The sequence below is a fragment of the Micromonospora sp. NPDC049044 genome, from assembly GCF_040649215.1.
Classification (GTDB): Bacteria; Actinomycetota; Actinomycetes; order Mycobacteriales; family Micromonosporaceae; genus Micromonospora.
Genome location: NZ_JBEZFA010000039.1, coordinates 1 through 18,770, shown reverse-complemented (window position 1 = coordinate 18,770; position 18,770 = coordinate 1). Strand labels below are relative to the sequence as shown.

The 18,770-nt window shown below is 72.6% G+C and carries 16 protein-coding genes, 3 tRNA genes and 1 pseudogene; 7 read left to right on the top strand and 13 right to left on the bottom strand.

The genetic code is table 11. From position 1 onward, the window contains the following. Nucleotides 1-65: 65 nt before the first annotated feature. The 5 genes from AB0B85_RS26695 to AB0B85_RS26675 all read right to left on the bottom strand — a co-directional run bounded on the left by AB0B85_RS26695 (nucleotide 66) and on the right by AB0B85_RS26675 (nucleotide 5,009). Nucleotides 66-1,115, bottom strand: a complete 1,050-nt coding sequence (locus tag AB0B85_RS26695) for an ROK family protein (RefSeq protein WP_357411709.1) — start codon at nucleotides 1,113-1,115, stop codon at nucleotides 66-68. A gap of 164 nt (nucleotides 1,116-1,279) precedes the next feature. After that, nucleotides 1,280-2,074, bottom strand: a complete 795-nt coding sequence (locus AB0B85_RS26690) for a putative protein N(5)-glutamine methyltransferase (RefSeq protein ID WP_357411708.1) — start codon at nucleotides 2,072-2,074, stop codon at nucleotides 1,280-1,282. Next, complete coding sequence (locus AB0B85_RS26685; protein WP_357411707.1) at nucleotides 2,071-3,189, bottom strand: cystathionine gamma-lyase; 1,119 nt, start codon at nucleotides 3,187-3,189, stop codon at nucleotides 2,071-2,073. Before AB0B85_RS26685 ends, AB0B85_RS26690 begins: the two co-directional genes overlap by 4 nt. 7 nt (nucleotides 3,190-3,196) lie before the next feature. Next, nucleotides 3,197-4,204 (bottom strand): NAD(P)H-dependent glycerol-3-phosphate dehydrogenase, encoded by a 1,008-nt coding sequence (locus AB0B85_RS26680; protein ID WP_357411706.1) that lies wholly within the window; start codon nucleotides 4,202-4,204, stop codon nucleotides 3,197-3,199. 67 nt (nucleotides 4,205-4,271) lie between these two features. Then, nucleotides 4,272-5,009, bottom strand: a complete 738-nt coding sequence (locus AB0B85_RS26675; protein WP_357411705.1) for a lysophospholipid acyltransferase family protein — start codon at nucleotides 5,007-5,009, stop codon at nucleotides 4,272-4,274. Between the two features lie 128 nt (nucleotides 5,010-5,137). On the opposite strand from AB0B85_RS26675, the gene cofC reads away from it, so the two are divergent. From cofC to AB0B85_RS26650, 5 genes are all read left to right on the top strand, one after another. After that, nucleotides 5,138-5,785 carry a 2-phospho-L-lactate guanylyltransferase gene (gene cofC / locus AB0B85_RS26670; protein ID WP_357411704.1) on the top strand — a complete coding sequence of 216 codons (648 nt, stop codon included), beginning with the start codon at nucleotides 5,138-5,140 and terminating at the stop codon, nucleotides 5,783-5,785. A 103-nt stretch (nucleotides 5,786-5,888) separates the two neighbouring features. Continuing rightward, the gene (locus AB0B85_RS26665) at nucleotides 5,889-6,086 is read left to right on the top strand and encodes a hypothetical protein (protein WP_030335323.1); all 198 of its coding nucleotides are present in this window, start codon (nucleotides 5,889-5,891) and stop codon (nucleotides 6,084-6,086) included. A gap of 54 nt (nucleotides 6,087-6,140) precedes the next feature. Beyond that, nucleotides 6,141-8,492: an RNA degradosome polyphosphate kinase gene (locus AB0B85_RS26660; RefSeq protein WP_357411703.1), complete on the top strand. Its 2,352-nt coding sequence runs from the start codon at nucleotides 6,141-6,143 to the stop codon at nucleotides 8,490-8,492. Between the two features lie 24 nt (nucleotides 8,493-8,516). Next, complete coding sequence (locus AB0B85_RS26655; RefSeq protein ID WP_357411702.1) at nucleotides 8,517-10,037, top strand: CYTH and CHAD domain-containing protein; 1,521 nt, start codon at nucleotides 8,517-8,519, stop codon at nucleotides 10,035-10,037. Continuing rightward, the gene (locus AB0B85_RS26650; RefSeq protein ID WP_357411701.1) at nucleotides 10,025-10,903 is read left to right on the top strand and encodes an NUDIX hydrolase; all 879 of its coding nucleotides are present in this window, start codon (nucleotides 10,025-10,027) and stop codon (nucleotides 10,901-10,903) included. Before AB0B85_RS26655 ends, AB0B85_RS26650 begins: the two co-directional genes overlap by 13 nt. Nucleotides 10,904-10,909: 6 nt before the next feature. On the opposite strand, the gene AB0B85_RS26645 is transcribed toward AB0B85_RS26650, so the two are convergent. The 4 genes from AB0B85_RS26645 to leuC all read right to left on the bottom strand — a co-directional run bounded on the left by AB0B85_RS26645 (nucleotide 10,910) and on the right by leuC (nucleotide 15,882). After that, nucleotides 10,910-12,850, bottom strand: a complete 1,941-nt coding sequence (locus AB0B85_RS26645; protein ID WP_357411700.1) for an endonuclease/exonuclease/phosphatase family protein — start codon at nucleotides 12,848-12,850, stop codon at nucleotides 10,910-10,912. 142 nt (nucleotides 12,851-12,992) lie between these two features. Then, the gene (locus AB0B85_RS26640; protein ID WP_357411699.1) at nucleotides 12,993-13,673 is read right to left on the bottom strand and encodes an HU family DNA-binding protein; all 681 of its coding nucleotides are present in this window, start codon (nucleotides 13,671-13,673) and stop codon (nucleotides 12,993-12,995) included. 160 nt (nucleotides 13,674-13,833) lie between these two features. Next, nucleotides 13,834-14,421 (bottom strand): 3-isopropylmalate dehydratase small subunit, encoded by a 588-nt coding sequence (gene leuD / locus AB0B85_RS26635; RefSeq protein WP_357411698.1) that lies wholly within the window; start codon nucleotides 14,419-14,421, stop codon nucleotides 13,834-13,836. A gap of 15 nt (nucleotides 14,422-14,436) precedes the next feature. Continuing rightward, the gene (gene leuC / locus AB0B85_RS26630; RefSeq protein ID WP_357411697.1) at nucleotides 14,437-15,882 is read right to left on the bottom strand and encodes a 3-isopropylmalate dehydratase large subunit; all 1,446 of its coding nucleotides are present in this window, start codon (nucleotides 15,880-15,882) and stop codon (nucleotides 14,437-14,439) included. A gap of 49 nt (nucleotides 15,883-15,931) precedes the next feature. On the opposite strand from leuC, the gene AB0B85_RS26625 reads away from it, so the two are divergent. Beyond that, a complete protein-coding gene (locus AB0B85_RS26625) occupies nucleotides 15,932-16,618 on the top strand; it encodes an IclR family transcriptional regulator (protein ID WP_007456408.1) in 687 nt (228 codons plus the stop codon). A gap of 183 nt (nucleotides 16,619-16,801) precedes the next feature. Here the strand turns inward: AB0B85_RS26625 and AB0B85_RS26620 are convergent. The 4 genes from AB0B85_RS26620 to AB0B85_RS26605 all read right to left on the bottom strand — a co-directional run bounded on the left by AB0B85_RS26620 (nucleotide 16,802) and on the right by AB0B85_RS26605 (nucleotide 18,217). Next, nucleotides 16,802-16,874, bottom strand: a tRNA-Glu gene (locus AB0B85_RS26620). A 153-nt stretch (nucleotides 16,875-17,027) separates the two neighbouring features. Continuing rightward, nucleotides 17,028-17,100, bottom strand: a tRNA-Glu gene (locus tag AB0B85_RS26615). Nucleotides 17,101-17,233: 133 nt separating this feature from the next. Then, nucleotides 17,234-17,305 (bottom strand) — tRNA-Gln (locus tag AB0B85_RS26610). 108 nt (nucleotides 17,306-17,413) lie between these two features. Then, on the bottom strand, nucleotides 17,414-18,217 hold the full coding sequence (locus AB0B85_RS26605; protein ID WP_357411696.1) for a fumarylacetoacetate hydrolase family protein: 804 nt from the start codon (nucleotides 18,215-18,217) through the stop codon (nucleotides 17,414-17,416). A 210-nt stretch (nucleotides 18,218-18,427) separates the two neighbouring features. Here AB0B85_RS26605 and AB0B85_RS26600 point away from each other — a divergent pair. Continuing rightward, a pseudogene (locus tag AB0B85_RS26600) lies at nucleotides 18,428-18,770 on the top strand (hypothetical protein); the annotation flags it as partial.

Below are 18,770 nucleotides of genomic sequence, written 5' to 3'. Positions count from 1 at the left end.
CACTGACCGATGGTCACCGCCCGAGACGGTCCTGATGACGGCGCGACAGCCGCGCGGGCCTGACCTCAGGCGACAAGCGGTCGGGGCTCCGGGACGGCACGCAGCGTCTCCAACGCCGCGATCGCCACGCCCCGGGCACCGGCCATGTCCCGCTCCGGCACCAGGGCGAAGGTGGCGACCGCCGCCTGCTCCTCGCGCAGCACGGTGTGCTCGCGGACCGTCGCCAGGAACCAGTCGCGGAACTCCGCCGCCGCCTCCACCACCCCACCGCCGACGAAGTAGGCGTGCGGATCGGTGAAGTTGGCCGCGAGGGTGAACAGCCGGCCCAGCGCCATCGCCTGCTGGGTGAAGAGGTCCCGCGCGAGGGCGTCCCCCCGCTCGCCGTACCCCCGGACCAACTTCGCCGCGCGGGCCACCGGCTCGGCCGCGAGCGGGTGGTCGGGATAGCGGGTCAACCAGTACGGCAGCAGGTTGCGTTCGATGCCGGTAAGCGAGGCGATGCTCTCCACGTCCCCGGTGAAGCCGCAGGCGCAGGTGGGCTCCGACTGCCCCGGGCCGATCAGCCCGCCCAGCGGGATGTGCACGTGACCAAGCTCCCCGGCCATCCCGGCGGCGCCGGCGATCACCCGGCCGCTCTCGACCACACCGCCGCCGAGACCGGTGCCGACGATCGCGGAGACCGACGAGCGGTTCATCGCGTCGTCGCCGAAGTGCACGTGGTGGGCGTAGAGCGCGGCGGCGTTGCCGTCGTTGTGGTAGATCACCGGCAGGCCGAGCCGGCGCTGCAACGCGCCCCGCACGTCGAAGCCCCGCCACGCCGGCTGGGAGAAGTTCGTGGAACCCCGCGACGAGATGACGCCGTCGGCGCTGGCCGGGCCGGGAGTGTCGAGGCCCACCGCCCGGACCAGCTCACGCGGCACGCCGGTCTGCGCCAGCGCGCCGTCGAACGCCCGGGCCAGCGCCTCGATCGCCGCCTCCGGTCCGGACCGCACCTCGCTGGGGATCTCCAACAGCCCGTCCACCAGGAAGCGGCCGTCCACCGTCAGCACTGTGGCGTTGTTGCTGGTGCCGCCGTTGTCGAGCCCGACGACCACCGGCACCCCTGCGCTGCCCACCGAAACCGCCTCCCGCCCGTCATGAGTGTGAGCCGAGGCTAGTGCCAACCCCGCTCCCCCGTCACGCCCGACCACCTCACCCCGCCCCTCCCCTGTCGATCATGGAGTTGTGGTGGGGGACGAACACCGTGTTGTTGGCCCAACTGGACACCACAACTCCATGATCAACCGGTTGGGCGGCGGGCTAGGAGTGCGGTGGCGTCTAGGTCGTCGTCGTGCCGGACGGTGGGCAGCAGGCCAGCGTCCTCGAAGGCCGCAGCGAGCGCGTCCACCTGGGTGACGCCGGCCTCGACCACCAGGTGCCCACCCGGCGCCAACCACTCGGCCGCCTCGACAGCCACCCGGCGCAGCACGGAGAGCCCGTCCGGCCCGCCGTCGAGCGCCACCGGGGCCTCGTGCAACCGCGCCTCCGGCGGCATCAGCGCCACCGCGTCGGTCGGCACGTAGGGGGCGTTGCAGAGGACGAGGTCCAGCCGACCCCGCCACTGCGGCGGCAGCGGCGCGAACAGGTCACCCTCGTACACCTCGGCGTTCAGGCCGGCCAGGTTGCGGCGCGCACACGCCACGGCCGCCGGGTCGATGTCGGCGGCGGCCAGCCAGCGCGGCGCGAGCCGGTGCGCCAACGCGACAGTGGTCGCCCCGGAGCCGCAACACAGGTCGACCACCGCCGGAGCCGGGCCGGTCAACCCGGCGGCCACCTCGACCAACAGGGCCGTCCGACCGCGGGGCACGAAGACGCCGGCGTCGACGGCGATCCGCAGACCGCAGAACTCCGCCCAGCCGAGCAGGTACTCAAGCGGCTCACCCGCCACCCGACGGTCGGTCAGGTCGGCCAACATCGCCGGTGAGTCGGCCGCGGCCAGCAACAGGTCGGCCTCGTCCTCGGCGTAGACGCAGCCGGCGGCCCGCAGCCGGCTGATCAGGGCGGACCGGTCGGGGTTTGTCGCCGGAACGGTCAACGCGGCCCGGCCGCGTCCAGCGCGGCGGCGATGTCGGCCACCAGGTCGGGGGTGTCCTCCACCCCGCAGGACAGCCGGACGAAACCGGGCGCGGTGTCGTCACCCCACTGCGCCCGCCGGTCCGCGGTGGTGTGCAGGCCACCGAAGGAGGTCGCCGCCACCACCAGCCGAGCGGCCTCGACGAATCGACCCACCCGCTCGGCGGTACCCAGGTCGAAGGAGAGCACCCCGGGCATCCGGCGCATCTGCGCCGAGGCCACCGCGTACGCCGGGTCGTCCGGCCGCCCCGGCCACCGCAACCCGGCGACGTCCGACCGGTCGGCGAGCAGGTCGGTGACGGCGGCGGCGTTCGCGCTCTGCCGGGCCAGGCGCAGGTCGAGGGTGGCCAGCGACCGGTGTGCCAGCCAGGCGTCGAACGCGCCCGGGACCGAACCCGTGCCGGTACGCCAGGTCGTCACCGCCTCGATCACCTCGACGGAGCGACTGGCCAGGTAGCCGAGCAGCAGATCCGAGTGACCGGTGAGCGCCTTCGTGCCGGAGGCCACCACCAGGTCCGCGCCGAGGTCGAGCGGGCGCTGCCCCAGCGGGGTGGCGGTGGTGTTGTCGACGGCGAGCAGGGCGCCCGCGGCATGCGCCTGCTGCGCCAGGGCGGCCACGTCGACAACGTCCAGGCCCGGGTTGGCCGGGGTCTCGACAAGCACCAGCCGGACGCCCTCGAAGGACGGGTACGGCCCCACTGTCGGCACGAAGAGCACCCGCACGCCGATCGTCTCCAACACGGCGGTGGCGAAGGCCCGGACGGGGAAGTACCCGTCGGCGGGCAGCACCACTGTGTCCCCCGGGCGCAGCAGGGTGAGCAGCGTCCCCGTGATGGCGGCCTGACCGCTGGCGAAGACCCGGCAGTCGCCGCCCTCCAACTCGCCCACCGCGGCCTCCAGCAGCCGTCGGGTCGGGTTGTCCGGGCGGCCGTAGCCGTTTGGCGAGCTGCCCTGCCCCTGCCACGGGTCGAGGTGGTACGGCGCGGCGAACACCGGGCCGGGCAGGAACGGGTCCCCCGGGGCCGGCTCCGGCAGACCGGCGCGTACGCAGCGGGTGCCGTCACCAAGTTCGCTCATTGGTTCCTCACTCATACGACTCGGGTTTGGCGGTCCGGCTCATCAGGGTCTCCACGGCGAGGCGTGGATCCATCCCCTCATGGCAGATCCGCTCGACGTGCTCGGTGATCGGCATCTCCACACCGTGCGCCCGGGCGAGGTCCCGGATCGCCAGGCAACTCTTCACACCCTCGGCGGTCTGCCGGGTGGCGGCCTGGGCCTGCTCCAGCGTCTCACCACGGCCCAGATGCTCGCCGAAGGTGCGGTTGCGGGCGAGCGGGGACGAGCAGGAGGCGACCAGGTCCCCCATGCCCGCGAGGCCGGCGAAGGTGATCGGGTCCGCGCCGAGTGCCACGCCCAGCCGGGCCGTCTCGGCCAGCCCCCGGGTCATCAGCATGGCCCGGGTGTTGTCGCCGAAACCCATAGCGGTGGCGATGCCGTACGACAGCGCGATCACGTTCTTGACCGCCCCGCCCAGCTCACAACCGATCACGTCGTCGTTCGTGTACGGGCGCAGGTAGGGCGTCCGGATCGACGACTGCACGAGCACTGTGCGGTGGCTGTTCGTCCCGGCGACCACTGTCGCGGCGGGCTGCTCGGCGGCGATCTCCGGCGCCAGGTTCGGGCCGGAGACCACTACCACCCGGTCCGCGGCGACCCCGGCGGTCTCCACGATGACCTCGCTCATCCGTTTGGTGGTGCCGAGTTCGATGCCCTTCATCAGCGACACGAGGGTCGAGTCGGGGTGCAGATGCCCGGCCCACTCGGCGAGGTTGCCGCGCAGGGTCTGCGACGGCACGGCCAGCACCACCACCTCGGCGCCGGTGATCGCCTCGGCCGCGTCGCCGGTGGCGGTGACCCGGGCCGGCAGCAGCACACCGGGCAGGTACTCCGGGTTGCGGCGCTCGGTGCGGATGCTCTCGGCGACCGGCGCACGGCGGGCCCACACCGTCACGTCCCGGCCCGCGTCGGCGAGGATCTTGGCGAACGCGGTGCCCCACGAACCGGCACCGAGCACCGCGACGTGGCCGGTCACGCGACCGCTCCCGAACGCGTCGGGACGGCCGGAACCACACCGGTGCCAGGTCCGACGTGTCGCCCGTTCACGCCGCTTCACCCTGCCGGTCGCGGCTGGCGGAGGACCGGGCAGGTCGCTCCCACAGCGGCGGCGGGGTGCCGCCACGGACCTCGCCGAGCATGTCCCGCAGCCGCAGCATGATGGTGTCCGTCATCTCCTCGAGGGTGACCCGGGTCGGCTGGGCGTCCGCCCACCGGCTCAGGTCGATAGGTGCTCCGGCGACAACCGTCACCGGGATCCGGGGACGCGGGTTGACACGGCTGGTCCGGGGGTCGAAGAGCCGCTCCGGTCCCCACATCACCACCGGTACCACGGGAGCGCCGGTGGCCAGGGCCAGCCGGGCGGCACCGGTCTTGGCCTTCATCGGCCACAGCTCGGGCTGTCGGGTGGTGGTGCCCTCCGGGTAGATCACCACGGCGCCACCCTGGTCGAGCGCGGCGACCAGGGAGTCCAGCGAGCGGACCGCGTCGACGCTGCCCCGCTCGACCGGGATCTGCAGGCACCGGTGCAGGATCCAGCCGACCACCGGCACCCGGAACACGCTGGCCTTGCCCAGGTACTGCGGCCAACGTCCGGAGTCATAGATGAAGTGCGCGGAGACCAGCGGGTCGGCGTGGGAGATGTGGTTCGCCACGATGATGATGCCGCCGTCGCGTCGAAGGTGCTCCTGGCCACGCCAGGTCCGGCGGGTCCATACCGTCATCACCGGCTTCACCAGCCCCACGGCGAACCGTTGCCAGAACCCCAGCCTCCGCCGTGCCACTCTGCCTCCTCGTCGCGCCCCAACCCCGGCCGCGAAACCCGCCCGCGACACCCGCAGCGGAAATCATGCCTGCTCGCCCCCGGTACGGCCAGCGAGGGTCCCGCCGTCCGGCTGGCAGGATTGCGGGCGTGAGTCAGCCGAGGTGGGCCGTGGTGGTGCCGGTGAAGCAACTGGCCGCGGCAAAGAGCCGGCTGCGGGGCGCACTGCCGGGCGTACCGCACGAGGAACTGGCGCTGGCCCTGGCGGCCGACACGCTCCGCGCGGTGCTGGCCTGCCCGGCGGTCGCCGAGGCCCTGGTGGTGACCGACGACGCCCGGGTGGCGGGGGCGGCGCGGGCCGCCGGCGCGCGGGTGCTGCCCGACGAACCGGCCGCCGGGCTGAACGCCGCGTTCCGGCACGGCGCGACAGCGACCACGGCCGGGTGGGTGGCCGGGCTCACGGCGGACCTGCCGGCGCTGCGCCCCGCCGAGTTGGCCGGCGCACTGCTCGCGGCGCAGAACGGGCGACCCGCGGTACGCCGTTTCGTGCCCGACGCACCCGGCAGCGGCACCGTGCTGCTCACCGCGCCGCCGGGGGTACCACTTGACCCCCGCTTCGGGGTGGGCTCGGCGGTAGCGCACGCGGCGAGCGGGGCGCTGCCGCTCAACGGCGACTGGCCCAGCCTGCGCCGGGACGTGGACACCGCCGCGGACCTGACCGCCGCCGCCCGGCTCGGGCTGGGGCCACGCACCGCCGCGCTGGTCACCGCCGGCCGCCCGGCCCGCTCCGCGGGCTGACCCGCTCGGCCCGCCCGGCCCGGGCTGACCCACAAGCCCGCCCGGCGCGGACTGAACCGCCCGGCCCGCCCGGTGGGCTGACCTCCGGGTGTACGGTGCCAGCATGCAGGGCACGGTGGCCAGCTATGACGCGGCGACGCGCAGCGGGGTCCTGCTGCTCGACGACGGCACCGAGATGCGCTTCCCCGCGCGGGCCTTCGACGCCTCCGGGCTGCGGTTACTCCGGCTCGGCCAGCGGGTTCGCATCGACACCGATCCCGACGGCGAGGTCGTCCGGGTGACATTGCCGACGATGATCTGAGCCGGCGAGCCCAAGTTCATTTTGCGTTTACCGTAATCGGGTGATTATGAGCGGGTGAGCACCCCTCGCGAGCAACCGGCCCGCCCGCCCGCCACCGACCTCCGCAACGGTTCCCGCGTACGCGGCACCGACGGCCGCTTCCGCCCGTCCCGCGCCGAACGGGCCGGTGCCGCCCGCGCCGACACCCTCGCCGACGATCCCGGTGGTGCCTCCTCCGGGCTGGACGAGGTCCTCGACCCTCCGGCGGCCGTCGAGGCGGACGGGCCGGGCGCCGGTGCCGTCCATCCGGTCCTGCCGAGTGACCTGCCGGCCGGGGACGAGGACGAGGACGAGGCGGCCCGGCCGCTGCCGGAGGACCGTTTCCTCAACCGGGAGCTGTCCTGGCTCGACTTCAACGCCCGGGTGCTCGCCCTGGCCGAGGACCAGCGCACCCCGCTGCTGGAACGGGCCAAGTTCCTGGCGATCTTCGCCAGCAACCTGGACGAGTTCTACATGGTGCGCATCGCCGGGCTGAAGCGGCGGCTCTCCGCCGGTCTGCCGGTGCGCGGCGGGGACCGGCTGCCCCTGCGTACCCAGTTGGAGATGATCGCCGAGCGGACCGCCGAGCTGGGCGCCCGGCACGCCGCCTGCTTCGTCGACGACGTGCTGCCCAAGCTTGCCGAGGAGGGCATCCGCATCCTGCGCTGGGGTGAGCTGGGCGACCCCGAACGGGAGCGGTTGCGCACCTACTTCCGGGAGCACATCTTCCCGGTGCTGACCCCGCTCGCGGTGGACCCGGCGCACCCGTTCCCGTACATCTCCGGGCGGTCGCTGAACCTGGCGGTGGCGGTACGCGACCCCGACGGCGGTTCGGAGCTGTTCGCTCGGGTGAAGGTGCCGAACAACGTGCCCCGCTTCGTCCGGGTGGACCGGGACCAGCCGGGCGTGCGGATGCTGCCGGTGGAAGACCTGATCTCGGTGCACCTGGGGCAGCTGTTCAGCGGCATGCAGGTGGTCGAGTGCCACCTGTTCCGGGTCACCCGCAACGCCGAGGTGGAGGTCGACGAGGACCGCGACGAGGATCTGCTCCAGGCCCTGGAACGGGAGTTGGCCCGGCGCCGGTTCGGCCCCCCGGTCCGCCTGGAGGCCGCCGCGTCCATCTCCGATCACATGCTTGAGCTGCTCGTCCGCGAACTGGACATGAACGACCAGGACGTGCTGCGGGTGCCCGGGCTGCTCGACCTGTCCGCGTTGTGGCAGGTCTACGGCGAGGCCGACCGGCCGGACCTCAAGGATCCGCCGTTCGTGCCGGCCACCCATCCCCGGCTCGCCGAGGGTGAGGTGCCGCGCAGCGTCTTCGCCACCCTGCGCGACGGCGACATCCTGGTGCACCACCCGTACCACTCGTTCGCCACAAGCGTGCAGCGCTTCATCGAGCAGGCCGCCGCCGACGAGAACGTGCTGGCCATCAAGCAGACCCTCTACCGCACCAGCGGCGACTCCCCGATCGTCGACGCGCTTGTCGACGCTGCCGCCGCCGGCAAGCAGGTGGTGGTGCTCGTGGAGGTGAAGGCCCGGTTCGACGAGGTGGCGAACATCGGCTGGGCGCGCACGCTGGAACGGGCCGGCTGTCACGTGGTGTACGGCCTGGTCGGCCTGAAGACGCACTGCAAGACAGCGCTCGTGGTCCGCCAGGAGGGCAACCAGATCCGCCGCTACTGCCACATCGGCACCGGCAACTACCACCCGAAGACCGCCCGGATGTACGAGGACTTCGGCATGCTGACCGCCGACCCGGAGATCGGCGCGGACCTGACCGACCTGTTCAACGTGCTCACCGGGTACAGCCGACAGACCGCGTACCGGCGGTTGCTTGTCGCCCCGCAGGGCATCCGCAGCGGACTCATCGAGCGGATCGAGCGGGAGATCTCGCACGTCCGGCTGGGCATGCCCGGTCTGGTGCAGTTCAAGGTCAACTCGCTGGTCGACGAGGGGGTGACCGACGCGCTGTACCGGGCCTCCCAGGCCGGTGTACACGTCGACCTGCTCATCCGGGGCATGTGCACACTGCGACCGGGGGTGCCCGGGTTGTCGGAGAACATCCGCGTCCGCTCGATCCTCGGTCGGTTCCTGGAGCACTCCCGGGTCTTCCGGTTCGGCAACAACGGCGAGGCCGAGTTCTGGATGGGCTCCGCCGACCTGATGCACCGCAACCTCGACCGTCGGGTGGAGGCGCTGGTGCAGGTGAGCGACCCGGTCGCCCGCGCCGAACTGGACCAGGTGCTGACCGCCGCGATGAGTCCCGACGTGGACGCGTTCGAACTGGCCGGCGACGGCAGCTGGACCCGGCGTACCGGCGAAGACGCGAAAGCGCGGGCCCACCTGCAGGAACTACTGCTGCGCCGGGTCGGTGGCACGGCCAGGTGACCGATCAACGCCTAGGCTGAGCTGATGGTCGAGGAGGAGCAGAAGTACGAGGTGGACGACGCCTACGTGCTGCCGGACCTGACCGGCGCGGCCCCGGCCGGAGGTCGGGTCCGGGTGCTGCCACCGGTGACGCTCGTCGCCCGCTACCTCGACACCGTCGACCTGCGGCTGGCCCGTGCCGGTGCCTCGCTGCGCCACCGCCGGGGCGACGAGCTGCCCTGGACGGTGAAGCTGCCGACCGGGACGCCGGGCGTCCGGCACGAGGTCTCCCGCCCCGGGCCGAAGGGCCAGCCGCCGCCGGAGCTTGTGGAGTTGGTCACCGTCCTGCACCGGGGCGCCCCGCTGGCCCCGGTGACCGTGGTGCGGACGGTCCGGCACGCGTACGAGGTGTGTGACAGGGCCGGCGCGGTGCTCGCCGAGGTGGTGGACGACCGGGTGACAGTGCTCGACGAAGCCGGCACCACCACCGGCGCGTTCCGTGAGCTGGAGGTGGAACGCAAGGCCGGCGACCGGGCGCTGCTCGACCGGCTCGGCGCGGTGCTGCGCGAGGCGGGCGCCCAGAGCGGCACGTTCACCCCGAAGCACGTCCGAGCGTTGGGCGCGTCGGCGCAGGCCGACCCGGACCTGGTCGCGCCGGCCGGGCTGACCGGGGAGCCGAGCGCCGGCGACGTGGTGACCGAGTCGATCCGCAAGGAGATCCACCGGCTGTTGGCGCACGATCCGCTGGTCCGGCTGCGCGCCCCCGCGGGCGGCGGCGACTCCGGCGTGCACCAGATGCGGGTGGCCTGCCGTCGCCTACGCAGTGACCTGCGTACCTTCAAGCCGCTGATCCGCAAGACCTGGTCCCGCCCGCTGCGCGACGAGCTGCGCTGGCTGGCCGGTGTCCTCGGCGCGGCCCGCGACGCCGAGGTGCTGCGCAAGCGGTTGCGCGACACCGCGAGCGCCGACCCGCTCAGCCCCCTGGACCAGGGCGCTGTCGACCGGCTCGACGAGGTGCTCGCGCAACGGCAGCGGCAGGCGCTCGCCGCCATCGACAAGGCGTTGCGCTCCCCGCGTTACCTGGCTCTGGTGGACGCTCTGGTACTCGCCGCCCGCGCGCCCCGGCTCACCCGTGGCGCGGCTGCCCCCGCGGCGGAGGCGTTGCCCGCGCTGGTGGCCCGGCCCTGGCGGCGGCTGACCGGGCCGGACGGCGTCGACGGGCTCGACGCCCAGTCGCCGGACGAGCGCTGGCACGCCGTTCGCAAGGAAGGCAAACAGACCCGGTACGCGGTGAACGCGGTGGCACCGACAGTCGGCAAGGGCGCGCGTCGGCTGTCCCGCGCCCTGGCCGGGGTGCAGGACGTGCTCGGCGAACACCAGGATGCGGCGGTGGCGGCGGACACCTGGCTGGAGATCGCCGCCGAGCGGCCGGACGACCACGAGTTGGCGGTGACCGCCGGGCGGCTGGCCGAACGGGAACGCCTGTCGGTACGCCGGATGCGGGCCCTCTTCCCGGCCGCCTGGCACCGGGCCACCCGTCGACGGCGGACCAGTTGGCTGCCGTGACCGGCATCCGGGCGGCCGGCGGGGTGGCCTGGCGGCCGACCGCCGACGGCGTACGCGTCTGCGTGGTGCACCGCCCTCGCTACGGCGACTGGACGCTGCCGAAGGGCAAGTTGGAGCCGGGTGAGCACGCGCTCGCCGCCGCCGTACGCGAGGTCGCCGAGGAGGCCGACGTGCGGGGCGTGCCGCAGGTGCGGCTGCCGTCGGTGCGGTACCACAGCGAGGGGCAGCCCAAGCTTGTCGACTACTGGTCGATGCTCGCTGTCGCCAGCGGGGGTTTCCAGCCGGGCACCGAGGTGGACGACATCCGCTGGCTGGCGGTGGACGACGCGATCCAGTTGGTCAGCTACCCGCACGACGCTGAGGTGTTGGCGGCGTTCGCCGCGCTGCCGGCGGTCACCGCGACGCTCGCGCTGGTCCGGCACGCGCACGCCGGCAAGCGGGCCACCTGGTCCGGCCCGGACGTCGGCCGGCCCCTGGACGCCGAGGGGTGGGCCCAGGCGGCCGTGCTGGCCGACCTGCTCGCCCTGATCCGACCGGCCCGGCTGGTGTCGGCGTCACCGCGCCGGTGCGTGCAGACACTGGACCCGGCCGCCGCGCTGCTCGACCTGCCCATCGAGGTCTGCGGTGACCTGGACGAACCACAGCCCGGCCAGCAGGCCGACGAGCAGATCCTCGCCACCGCCGCCCGGCTGCTGGAGTTGGCCACCGCCGGTGGGCAGGCGGCGGTGTGCAGCCAGGGCAAGGTGCTGCCGGGTGCCCTGGAACGGCTGACCGGGCGCACCGACGAGGACTTCACCACGCCCAAGGGCGGCGGTTGGCTGCTCGCCTTCACCGCCGACCGCCTGTTGTCCGCTGACCGCTTGTAGGGCGGCTCAGCGGGGCGGGAGGGTCAGCGTCACCGCGACCGGCAGGTGGTCGCTGGCCGTGCTGCGGGGCGCGACCGGGTCGCTGGGGCTCAGACCGGCCGAGACGAAGATGTGGTCGATCTGTTCGCGCGGGTCGTCCGCGGGGCTGGTCGCCAGCGGTCGGGCGGCAGCCAACGCGTCGACAAGACCGACGTCCGTGAACTGCCCGAACGCCTCGTCCCCCGGCTCGGTGTTCATGTCTCCGGCCACCACCAACGGTCGACCCGCGGCGTACCGGGTGGCGAAGTCGGCCACCGCGCGGGCCTGGACCACCGGGCCCTGCCCGGGTGGCGGTTGCAGATGGGTGCTGACCACCGCGGTACGGACGTCGTCGCCCAGGTCCAGCGTGACGGCGAGGGCCTGCGCTCCGGTGGGCGCGCCCACGGCCGCCAGCGGGAGGGTACGCGGATCACGCATCGGCCAACGGCTGAGCACCGCGTCACCCCAGACCGGGTCGGCGGCCGGCCCGAAGACGTACGGCATGCCGAGCCGGTCGGCCACCACGTCCAGGGTGTCGTGGCCACCGTTGAGCAGCCAGGCGCGGTCCACCTCGCTGAGCAGCACCACGTCGGGGCGTTGCCGGTCGACCACCTCGGTGAGCCCGTTCAGGTCGAACCGACCGTCCAGCCCGAAGCCCATCCGGATGTTGTACGCCACAACGGTCAGCCGCTCCGGTGGGCCGTCCCGGTTGCTGGCCACCGGAATCTCGTCGGCGAGCACCGGTGCCAGCAGCGCCAGCGAGGCGACCGCAGTGGTGGCCCGTAGCGGCGGGAACGGCCCGGGAAGCCACTGGACGGCGGGCCGGGCGGTGAACGCCACCACGGCGACCAGGACGGCCACCGCCACCGGCACCGCCGCGTTGGGATATCCGAGGTCGTAGGCGGAGTAGTACCCGACGGCACCCAGCGCGAAGACCAGCATGCCGGTGGCCACCGCGTATCCCCGGCGGGACGCCCACCGCCCGTCATCCCCCTCGTGGTCGACAGCGTCAGCGGAACCGGCCCCGTCAGCTGGACCGGCGGTGGGGCTGGTCGTCGGGTCGTTGGCGGCGTCGGTCAGGGCCAGGCAGGCGCCGAGACCGACGGCGGCGAGCAGGATCGCGGGCAGCAGCAGGTTGCCCCGGTCGAGGGCGAACAGCACCGCGCCCACCAGCAACGCCACCGGCCCGTACGCGCGGCCCCATCCCCGTGGCGGCCGGGTCGACGCGGTGTACAGGAACGCGGCGACCGCCACCGGTACCGGCGCCAGGCCGAACAACGGCGAACCCGCCACACCGTCAACGGCGACCAGGTACGACATTCCGGTGCGGGCCAGCGCCGGGGAGAGCGCCACCATCGCCGCCAACAGCAGTGCGGGTCCGGCCAGCAGCCAGGCCCGCGCTCCACCGGCACCGGCGCGGTTACCGGGCCGCGCCGTACCGACCAGGAACAGCGCCGCCGCGACGGGGCTGAGCAGCCAGGCCACCCAGTCGCCCCGCCAGACCAGGTCGACGGTGTCGAGCACCGCGTGCACTGCCGCGTTGACAGCGAACCCCAACGCCAGCCCCGGGACCGGACGGTCGGTGTCGGCGGCGACGCCGACCAGCCAGACGAGCCCGGCGAGCAGCCCGGCGGTGGCCAGCCAGAGCTGCGGACGCCCGCCCGGCGCGGTGGTGAGCGCGAGCCGGGCGAGGGCGAGCACGACGGCCGCGACAACCGTTACCGGGCGGGCACCGACCCGGCGAACCACGGCCGGTGCGCCCAGCGGGAGCACGAACCAGCAGAGGGCGAACGCGCCCATCAGCTCGGCCGGGGTGGACGCCGCCTGACCGAAGATGGTGATGATGCCGGGCAGCCAGACCCGCAGCACGTCGATGAGGAGGATGACGCCGAGCGCGAGCGTCCCGGTGGTGACCTGGCGGTAGCGCACCGGCGCCCCATTTCGGTGTCGGCAGGCCGGCGGAGGGGGGCCGGCACGGCGATTCTGCGCGAGCGCGCCGACCGGGTCAACGGTCTCCGTACGCCGAAAGGGCGCCCACCCGCGGGTGGACGCCCTTTCCGGAGCTGGTCGGTCAGCGCTTGCTGGCCGCCTTCTTGGCCGGAGCCTTCTTCGCCGGCGCCTTCTTTGCCGCCGTGCTCTTGCTCGCCGACGCGGTGGTCTTCTTCGCCGCTGCCGACTTGGTCGCCGCGGTGGTCTTCTTCGCCGCGGTGGTCTTCTTGCTGGCGGCCGTCTTGGTCGCCGTGGTGGTCTTGCTCGCCTTGGCCGGGGCGGTCTTCTTGCTGGCGGCCGTCTTGGTCGCCGTGGTGGTCTTGCTCGCCTTGGCCGGGGCGGTCTTCTTGCTGGCAGCCTTGGCCGCGGTTGCCTTGGTGCCCGCGGCCTTGGCGGCGGTTGCCTTGGTGCCCGCCGCCTTGGTGCCGGCCGTCTTGGCCGTGGCGGTGGTGGTGGCCTTCTTCGTCGCCACCGTGGCCTTCGGCACCTTGCCGCTGGCCACCATCTCCTTGAACCCGGCGCCGGGGCGGAAGGTCGGGACTGATGTCTTCTTGACCTTCACCGCCTCGCCGGTACGCGGGTTGCGCGCTGTTCGCGCACCACGCACACGCTTTTCAAACGCTCCGAATCCGGTGATCGCCACCTTCTCGCCCTTGGTGACCGCCGCCTGGACCTCGGTGAGGACCGCCTCGAGGGCGTTCGTCGCCGTCTTCCGGTCCCCCAGGCGAACGGCGAGCGCCTCGATGAGCTCGGCCTTGTTCACGACTTCCTCCCGATTGTGCAACTGACTCGTCGCGAGCCATTCTGCGCGCACGTTATGCCCTGTGCTGCCGGGACACAAACATTCGGTAGAAAAAAGCCCTTGTGTCGTAACGGATTCACCCCCACCGGTCGGGCCGATGGGGGTGAAATCCGCTGTGCGGCTATGCCACGGAGGGCAGGAACGGCAGTCGCCGGGCCTCGTAGGAGTCGATGTCGGCGGCGTGGCGGAGGGTGAGTCCAATGTCGTCGAGGCCCTCCAGCAGCCGCCAGCGGCTGAAGTCGTCAAGCGGGAACGACCAGTTGGCGTCCCCTGCCCGGAGCTGGCGGGCGGTCAGGTCGACGGTTACCGGGGTGGTCGGATCCGCCTCGACCAGGTCCCACAACTCTTCGACGGCTTTCAATTCCAGCTCGACCGGCAACAGACCTTCCTTGAGGGCGTTGCCCCGGAAGATGTCGCCGAAGCGTGGTGCCACCACCGCCCGGAAGCCCCAGTCCCGCAGGGCCCAGACAGCGTGCTCCCGAGAGGAGCCGGTGCCGAACTCCGGGCCGGCGATCAGGATCGACGCGCCGGAATAGCGCTCATCGTTGAGAACGAATGTCGGATCTTCCCGCCACGCGCTGAACAACCCGTCGGCGAAGCCCGTACGCGTCACCCGCTTGAGGTACACGGCCGGGATGATCTGATCCGTGTCCACGTTGGACCGCCGCAGCGGCACTGCCGTGCCTGTGTGGGTGGTGAACTTGTCCATCTCCTGGAGTCCCTTCTACAGGTCGGCGGGGGCGGCCAGCCGGCCGACCACGGCGGTGGCGGCGGCGACCGGCGGGGAAACCAGGTGGGTACGCCCACCCCGGCCCTGACGGCCCTCGAAGTTGCGGTTCGAGGTGGAGGCCGAGCGCTGGCCCGGCTTCAGCGTGTCGGGGTTCATCCCCAGGCACATGGAGCAGCCGGCGAATCGCCACTCGGCCCCGGCGTCGGCGAAGACCTTGTCCAGCCCCTCGGCCTCGGCGGCCTCCCGGACGGCCGCGGAACCGGGCACCACGAGCATCCGGACCCCGTCGGCGACCCGGTGGCCGCGCAGCACGTCGGCGGCGGCCCGCAGGTCCTCCAGTCGACCGTTGGTGCAGGACCCGACGAAGACCACGTCGATGGGCAGCTCCCGCAGCGGGGTGCCGGGGCGCAGGTCCATGTATTCCAGGGCGCGGCGGGCGGCGGTGCGCTCCGAGTCGGTGACGAAGTCCTCCGGGTCCGGCACCGGAGCGCTCAGCGGCGCCCCCTGCCCCGGGTTGGTGCCCCAGGTGACGAACGGGGTGATCCGGCTGGCGTCCAGTGTCACCTCGGCGTCGAAGCGGGCGCCCTCGTCGGTGGGCAGCGTCCGCCACCACGCCAGCGCCGCGTCCCAGTCCGCGCCCTGGGGCGCGTTCGGCCGACCCTTGAGGTACGCGAAGGTGGTCTCGTCCGGCGCGATCATGCCGGCCTTGGCACCCCACTCGATGGACATGTTGGCGATGGTCATCCGCCCCTCCATGGAGAGGGCCTCGATCGCCTCGCCCCGGTACTCGACGATGTGCCCACGCCCGCCACCGGTGCCGACCTGGGTGATCAGCGCCAGCACCAGGTCCTTGGCGGTGACGCCCGGGGACAGTCGCCCGGTGACGTTCACGGCCATCGTCTTCGGCCGGCTCTGCGGCAGCGTCTGGGTGGCCAGCACATGCTCCACCTCGCTGGTGCCGATACCGAAGGCGAGCGCGCCGAACGCGCCGTGGGTGGCCGTGTGCGAGTCGCCGCAGACGATCGTCATGCCCGGTTGGGTGACGCCGAGCTGCGGGCCGATCACGTGCACGATGCCCTGGTTGTCGTCGCCGAGCGGGTGCAGTCGTACCCCGAACTCGGCGCAGTTGCGCCGCAGCGTCTCGATCTGGGTACGCGACGTGGGGTCCTCGATGGTGAGCAGGTCACCACGGCGCAGGCGGAACGCCGGGTCGGCGTACCCGGTTGGGGTGTTGTGGTCCTCGGTCGCGAGGGTCAGGTCGGTACGACGCACCCGGCGCCCGGCGAGCCGCAGCCCGTCGAACGCCTGCGGGCTGGTCACCTCGTGCAGCAGGTGCAGGTCGATGAAGAGCAGATCCGGCTCACCAGCGGCGGACCGTACGACGTGCGCGTCCCAGACCTTCTCGGCCAGGGTCCTCGGCTCAGGAGTGACTCCCACCATCTGGACATCCTAAATTCTGGGAGGTAAGTTTCGGTTTGTGGGACACAGTATGAGCGGTGTCGGCGTTCTCGACAAGGCGGTGGTCATCCTGGCCGCCTGCGTGGACGGCGCCAGCCTGGCCGAACTCGTTGAACGCACCAAGCTGCCCCGAGCCACCGCGCACCGGTTGGCACAGGCCCTGGAGATCCACCGGATGCTGGTCCGGGACACCCAGGGCCGATGGCGCCCGGGCCCCCGCCTCGGCGAGCTGGCGAATGCCGCACCGGACGTCCTGCTGACCGCCGCCGAGCCGTTGCTGGCCGCGCTGCGCGACGCCACAGGTGAGAGCGCGCAGCTCTACCTGCGCCGCGCCGACGAGCGGATCTGCGTGGCCGCTGCGGAACGCGCCAGCGGCCTGCGGGACACCGTTCCGGTCGGCTCGGTGCTGCCGATGACCGCCGGCTCCGCGGCGCAGATCCTGCTCGCCTGGGAGCCGCCGGAGGCGGTGATGCCGCTGCTGCCGCGCAGCAAGTTCACTGGCCGCACCCTGGCCGAGGTACGCCGCCGCGGCTGGGCACAGAGCGTCGCCGAGCGGGAGGCCGGTGTGGCGAGCGTCTCCGCCCCGATCCGCGACCGCACCGGCCGCGTGATCGCCTCGGTCAGCATCTCCGGCCCGATCGAGCGCCTGGGCCGCCGCCCCGGCGAACGCCACGCCATGGCGGTAGTGAGAGCCGGCCAACGCCTCTCCGGCCTCTAACCCCCACCCCCACCCCCTTTCGGCGTTGATCATGAAGTTATTGCGCCCCACTCCGGCGTGTCGTGACAATAACTTCATGATCAACGGGGAGGAGGTGGGGCAGGGGGGTGGGGGTGGGGGAGACGGGAAAGGCTCACTTCGCTTCAGCGAGGTGAGCGCTTCAGCGAGGTGAGCCTTTGGTTGTAGCCCCGACCGGATTCGAACCGGCGCTACCGCCTTGAGAGGGCGGCGTCCTGGGCCGCTAGACGACGGGGCCAGAACTTCTTCCGTTCACCACCCTCGCGGGTGGTGCGGCAGTAGTCTAGCGGCACCACTAGCGGCCGCGAGCGGGGGGTGGGGCCATCGCAGCGCACCGGCCGATGGACACGAAACAGCCCGCCTCACCAGGTGAGGCGGGCTGTGCACGATGTAGCCCCGACCGGATTCGAACCGGCGCTACCGCCTTGAGAGGGCGGCGTCCTGGGCCGCTAGACGACGGGGCCAGAACCAATTGTCGCTCCCCCACCCTGTCGGGCGGAGGAGCTGCACTCCACCGAAGCGCACTCCGCCCCCGTGGGGGCGGAGTGAAACTCCGTCAGAATCCAGCGTCCGGAATTCTCGCGAATTCCAGCAGCGCTGGGGTACCAGGACTCGAACCTAGACTAACTGAACCAGAATCAGTCGGGCTGCCAATTACCCCATACCCCATTGGCCCCTTGCGGTGCCGGGAGTGAACTTTACCCTCCCGGTGCCGGCGGGCCAAATCGGATCCCCCCACAACGCCCGTGAGCTGCGCAGACGGGGGCATCCGACGGATCAGGCGACGGGCACCACCGGGTTGGTGAGCTCGCCGATGCCCTCGATCCGCACGGTGACCGTATCCCCCTCGACGAGCGGGCTAACCCCGGCCGGAGTGCCGGTGAGAACGACATCGCCGGGCAGCAGCGTCATCACGTGCGAGATGTACGACACCAGACCCGCCACGTCGAAGACCATGTCCTTCGTGCGGCCGAGCTGGCGTACCTCCATCTCCTCCGGATTGCGACCCACCTCACAGCGGATCTCCAGGTCGGAGACGTCCAGAGCGGTGGTGATCCACGGGCCGATCGGGCAGAAGGAGTCGAAGCCCTTGGCCCGGGTCCACTGCCCGTCGGAACGCTGAAGGTCCCGAGCGGTGACGTCGTTGGCGCAGGTGTAGCCGAAGATGGCGCGTTCGGCGGCGGCCCGGTCGGCGCGACGCGCACCCGGCGCCCCGATCACGACCGCCAGCTCCGCCTCGTGCTCGACCTGCTTCGAGAAGATCGGCAGTCGGATGGCGTCCCGGGGGCCGATCACCGAGGTGGAGGGCTTGAGGAAGAGCAGCGGCTCCTTGGGCACGTCGTTGCCGAGCTCGGCCGCGTGGTCGGCGTAGTTGCGACCGACACAGACGACCTTGCTGGGCAGGATCGGCGAGAGCAGTCGGACGTCGGAGAGGGCCCAGCGGGCCCCACTGAAGGACAGTTTGCCGAACGGGTGGCCCTCGATCTCGGCGATGGTCAGGCCCTGCGGCCCGGCCTCCGGTTCGCCTTCGACGGCTCCGAACGACATTCCCTTGGCATGGGCGAAACGAGCGATACGCACCCGGCCAATCTAGCGCCGCCGACCCCGCCACCGGCCAGGACCGGCCGTCGGGTGTGCGCAACCCGTCAGTGCGCGGCACCTTACCGGAGCTGGCGGTGACCGGGGTGGGGTTCCCGACTTCGTACCCGCACGGAGGCGGCTCGCCCCTAGCGTCGGCTCCGGAGGTTCGTTCGTATGCCTGCATCGACACGACACCACAGAGCCCTCGCAGTGTTCGTGCACTGCCTCGGCATCCTCGCCGCCGTGCCGGCCCTGCCAACGGCGGCGCCGGAGGCGTCGGCCGCGCCGCGACCACCAGCCGCGACGGCCCGACCACCGGACGCCACCTCGCGACCACCCGCCGCGCCGGCTCGACCGCCGGACGCCACACCACCGCCGGGCGGCGCGGCCCGACCGGGCCCCACACCACCGCCGGGCAGTGCGGCCCGACCGGACACCACACCACGACCGGGCGGCGCGGCTCGACCGGGCCCCACACCCCCGCCGGGCGGCGCGGCTCGACCGGGCGGCGGGCCGACCGGGGTGCCGACGGCCGCGCCACCGGAGCGCACGC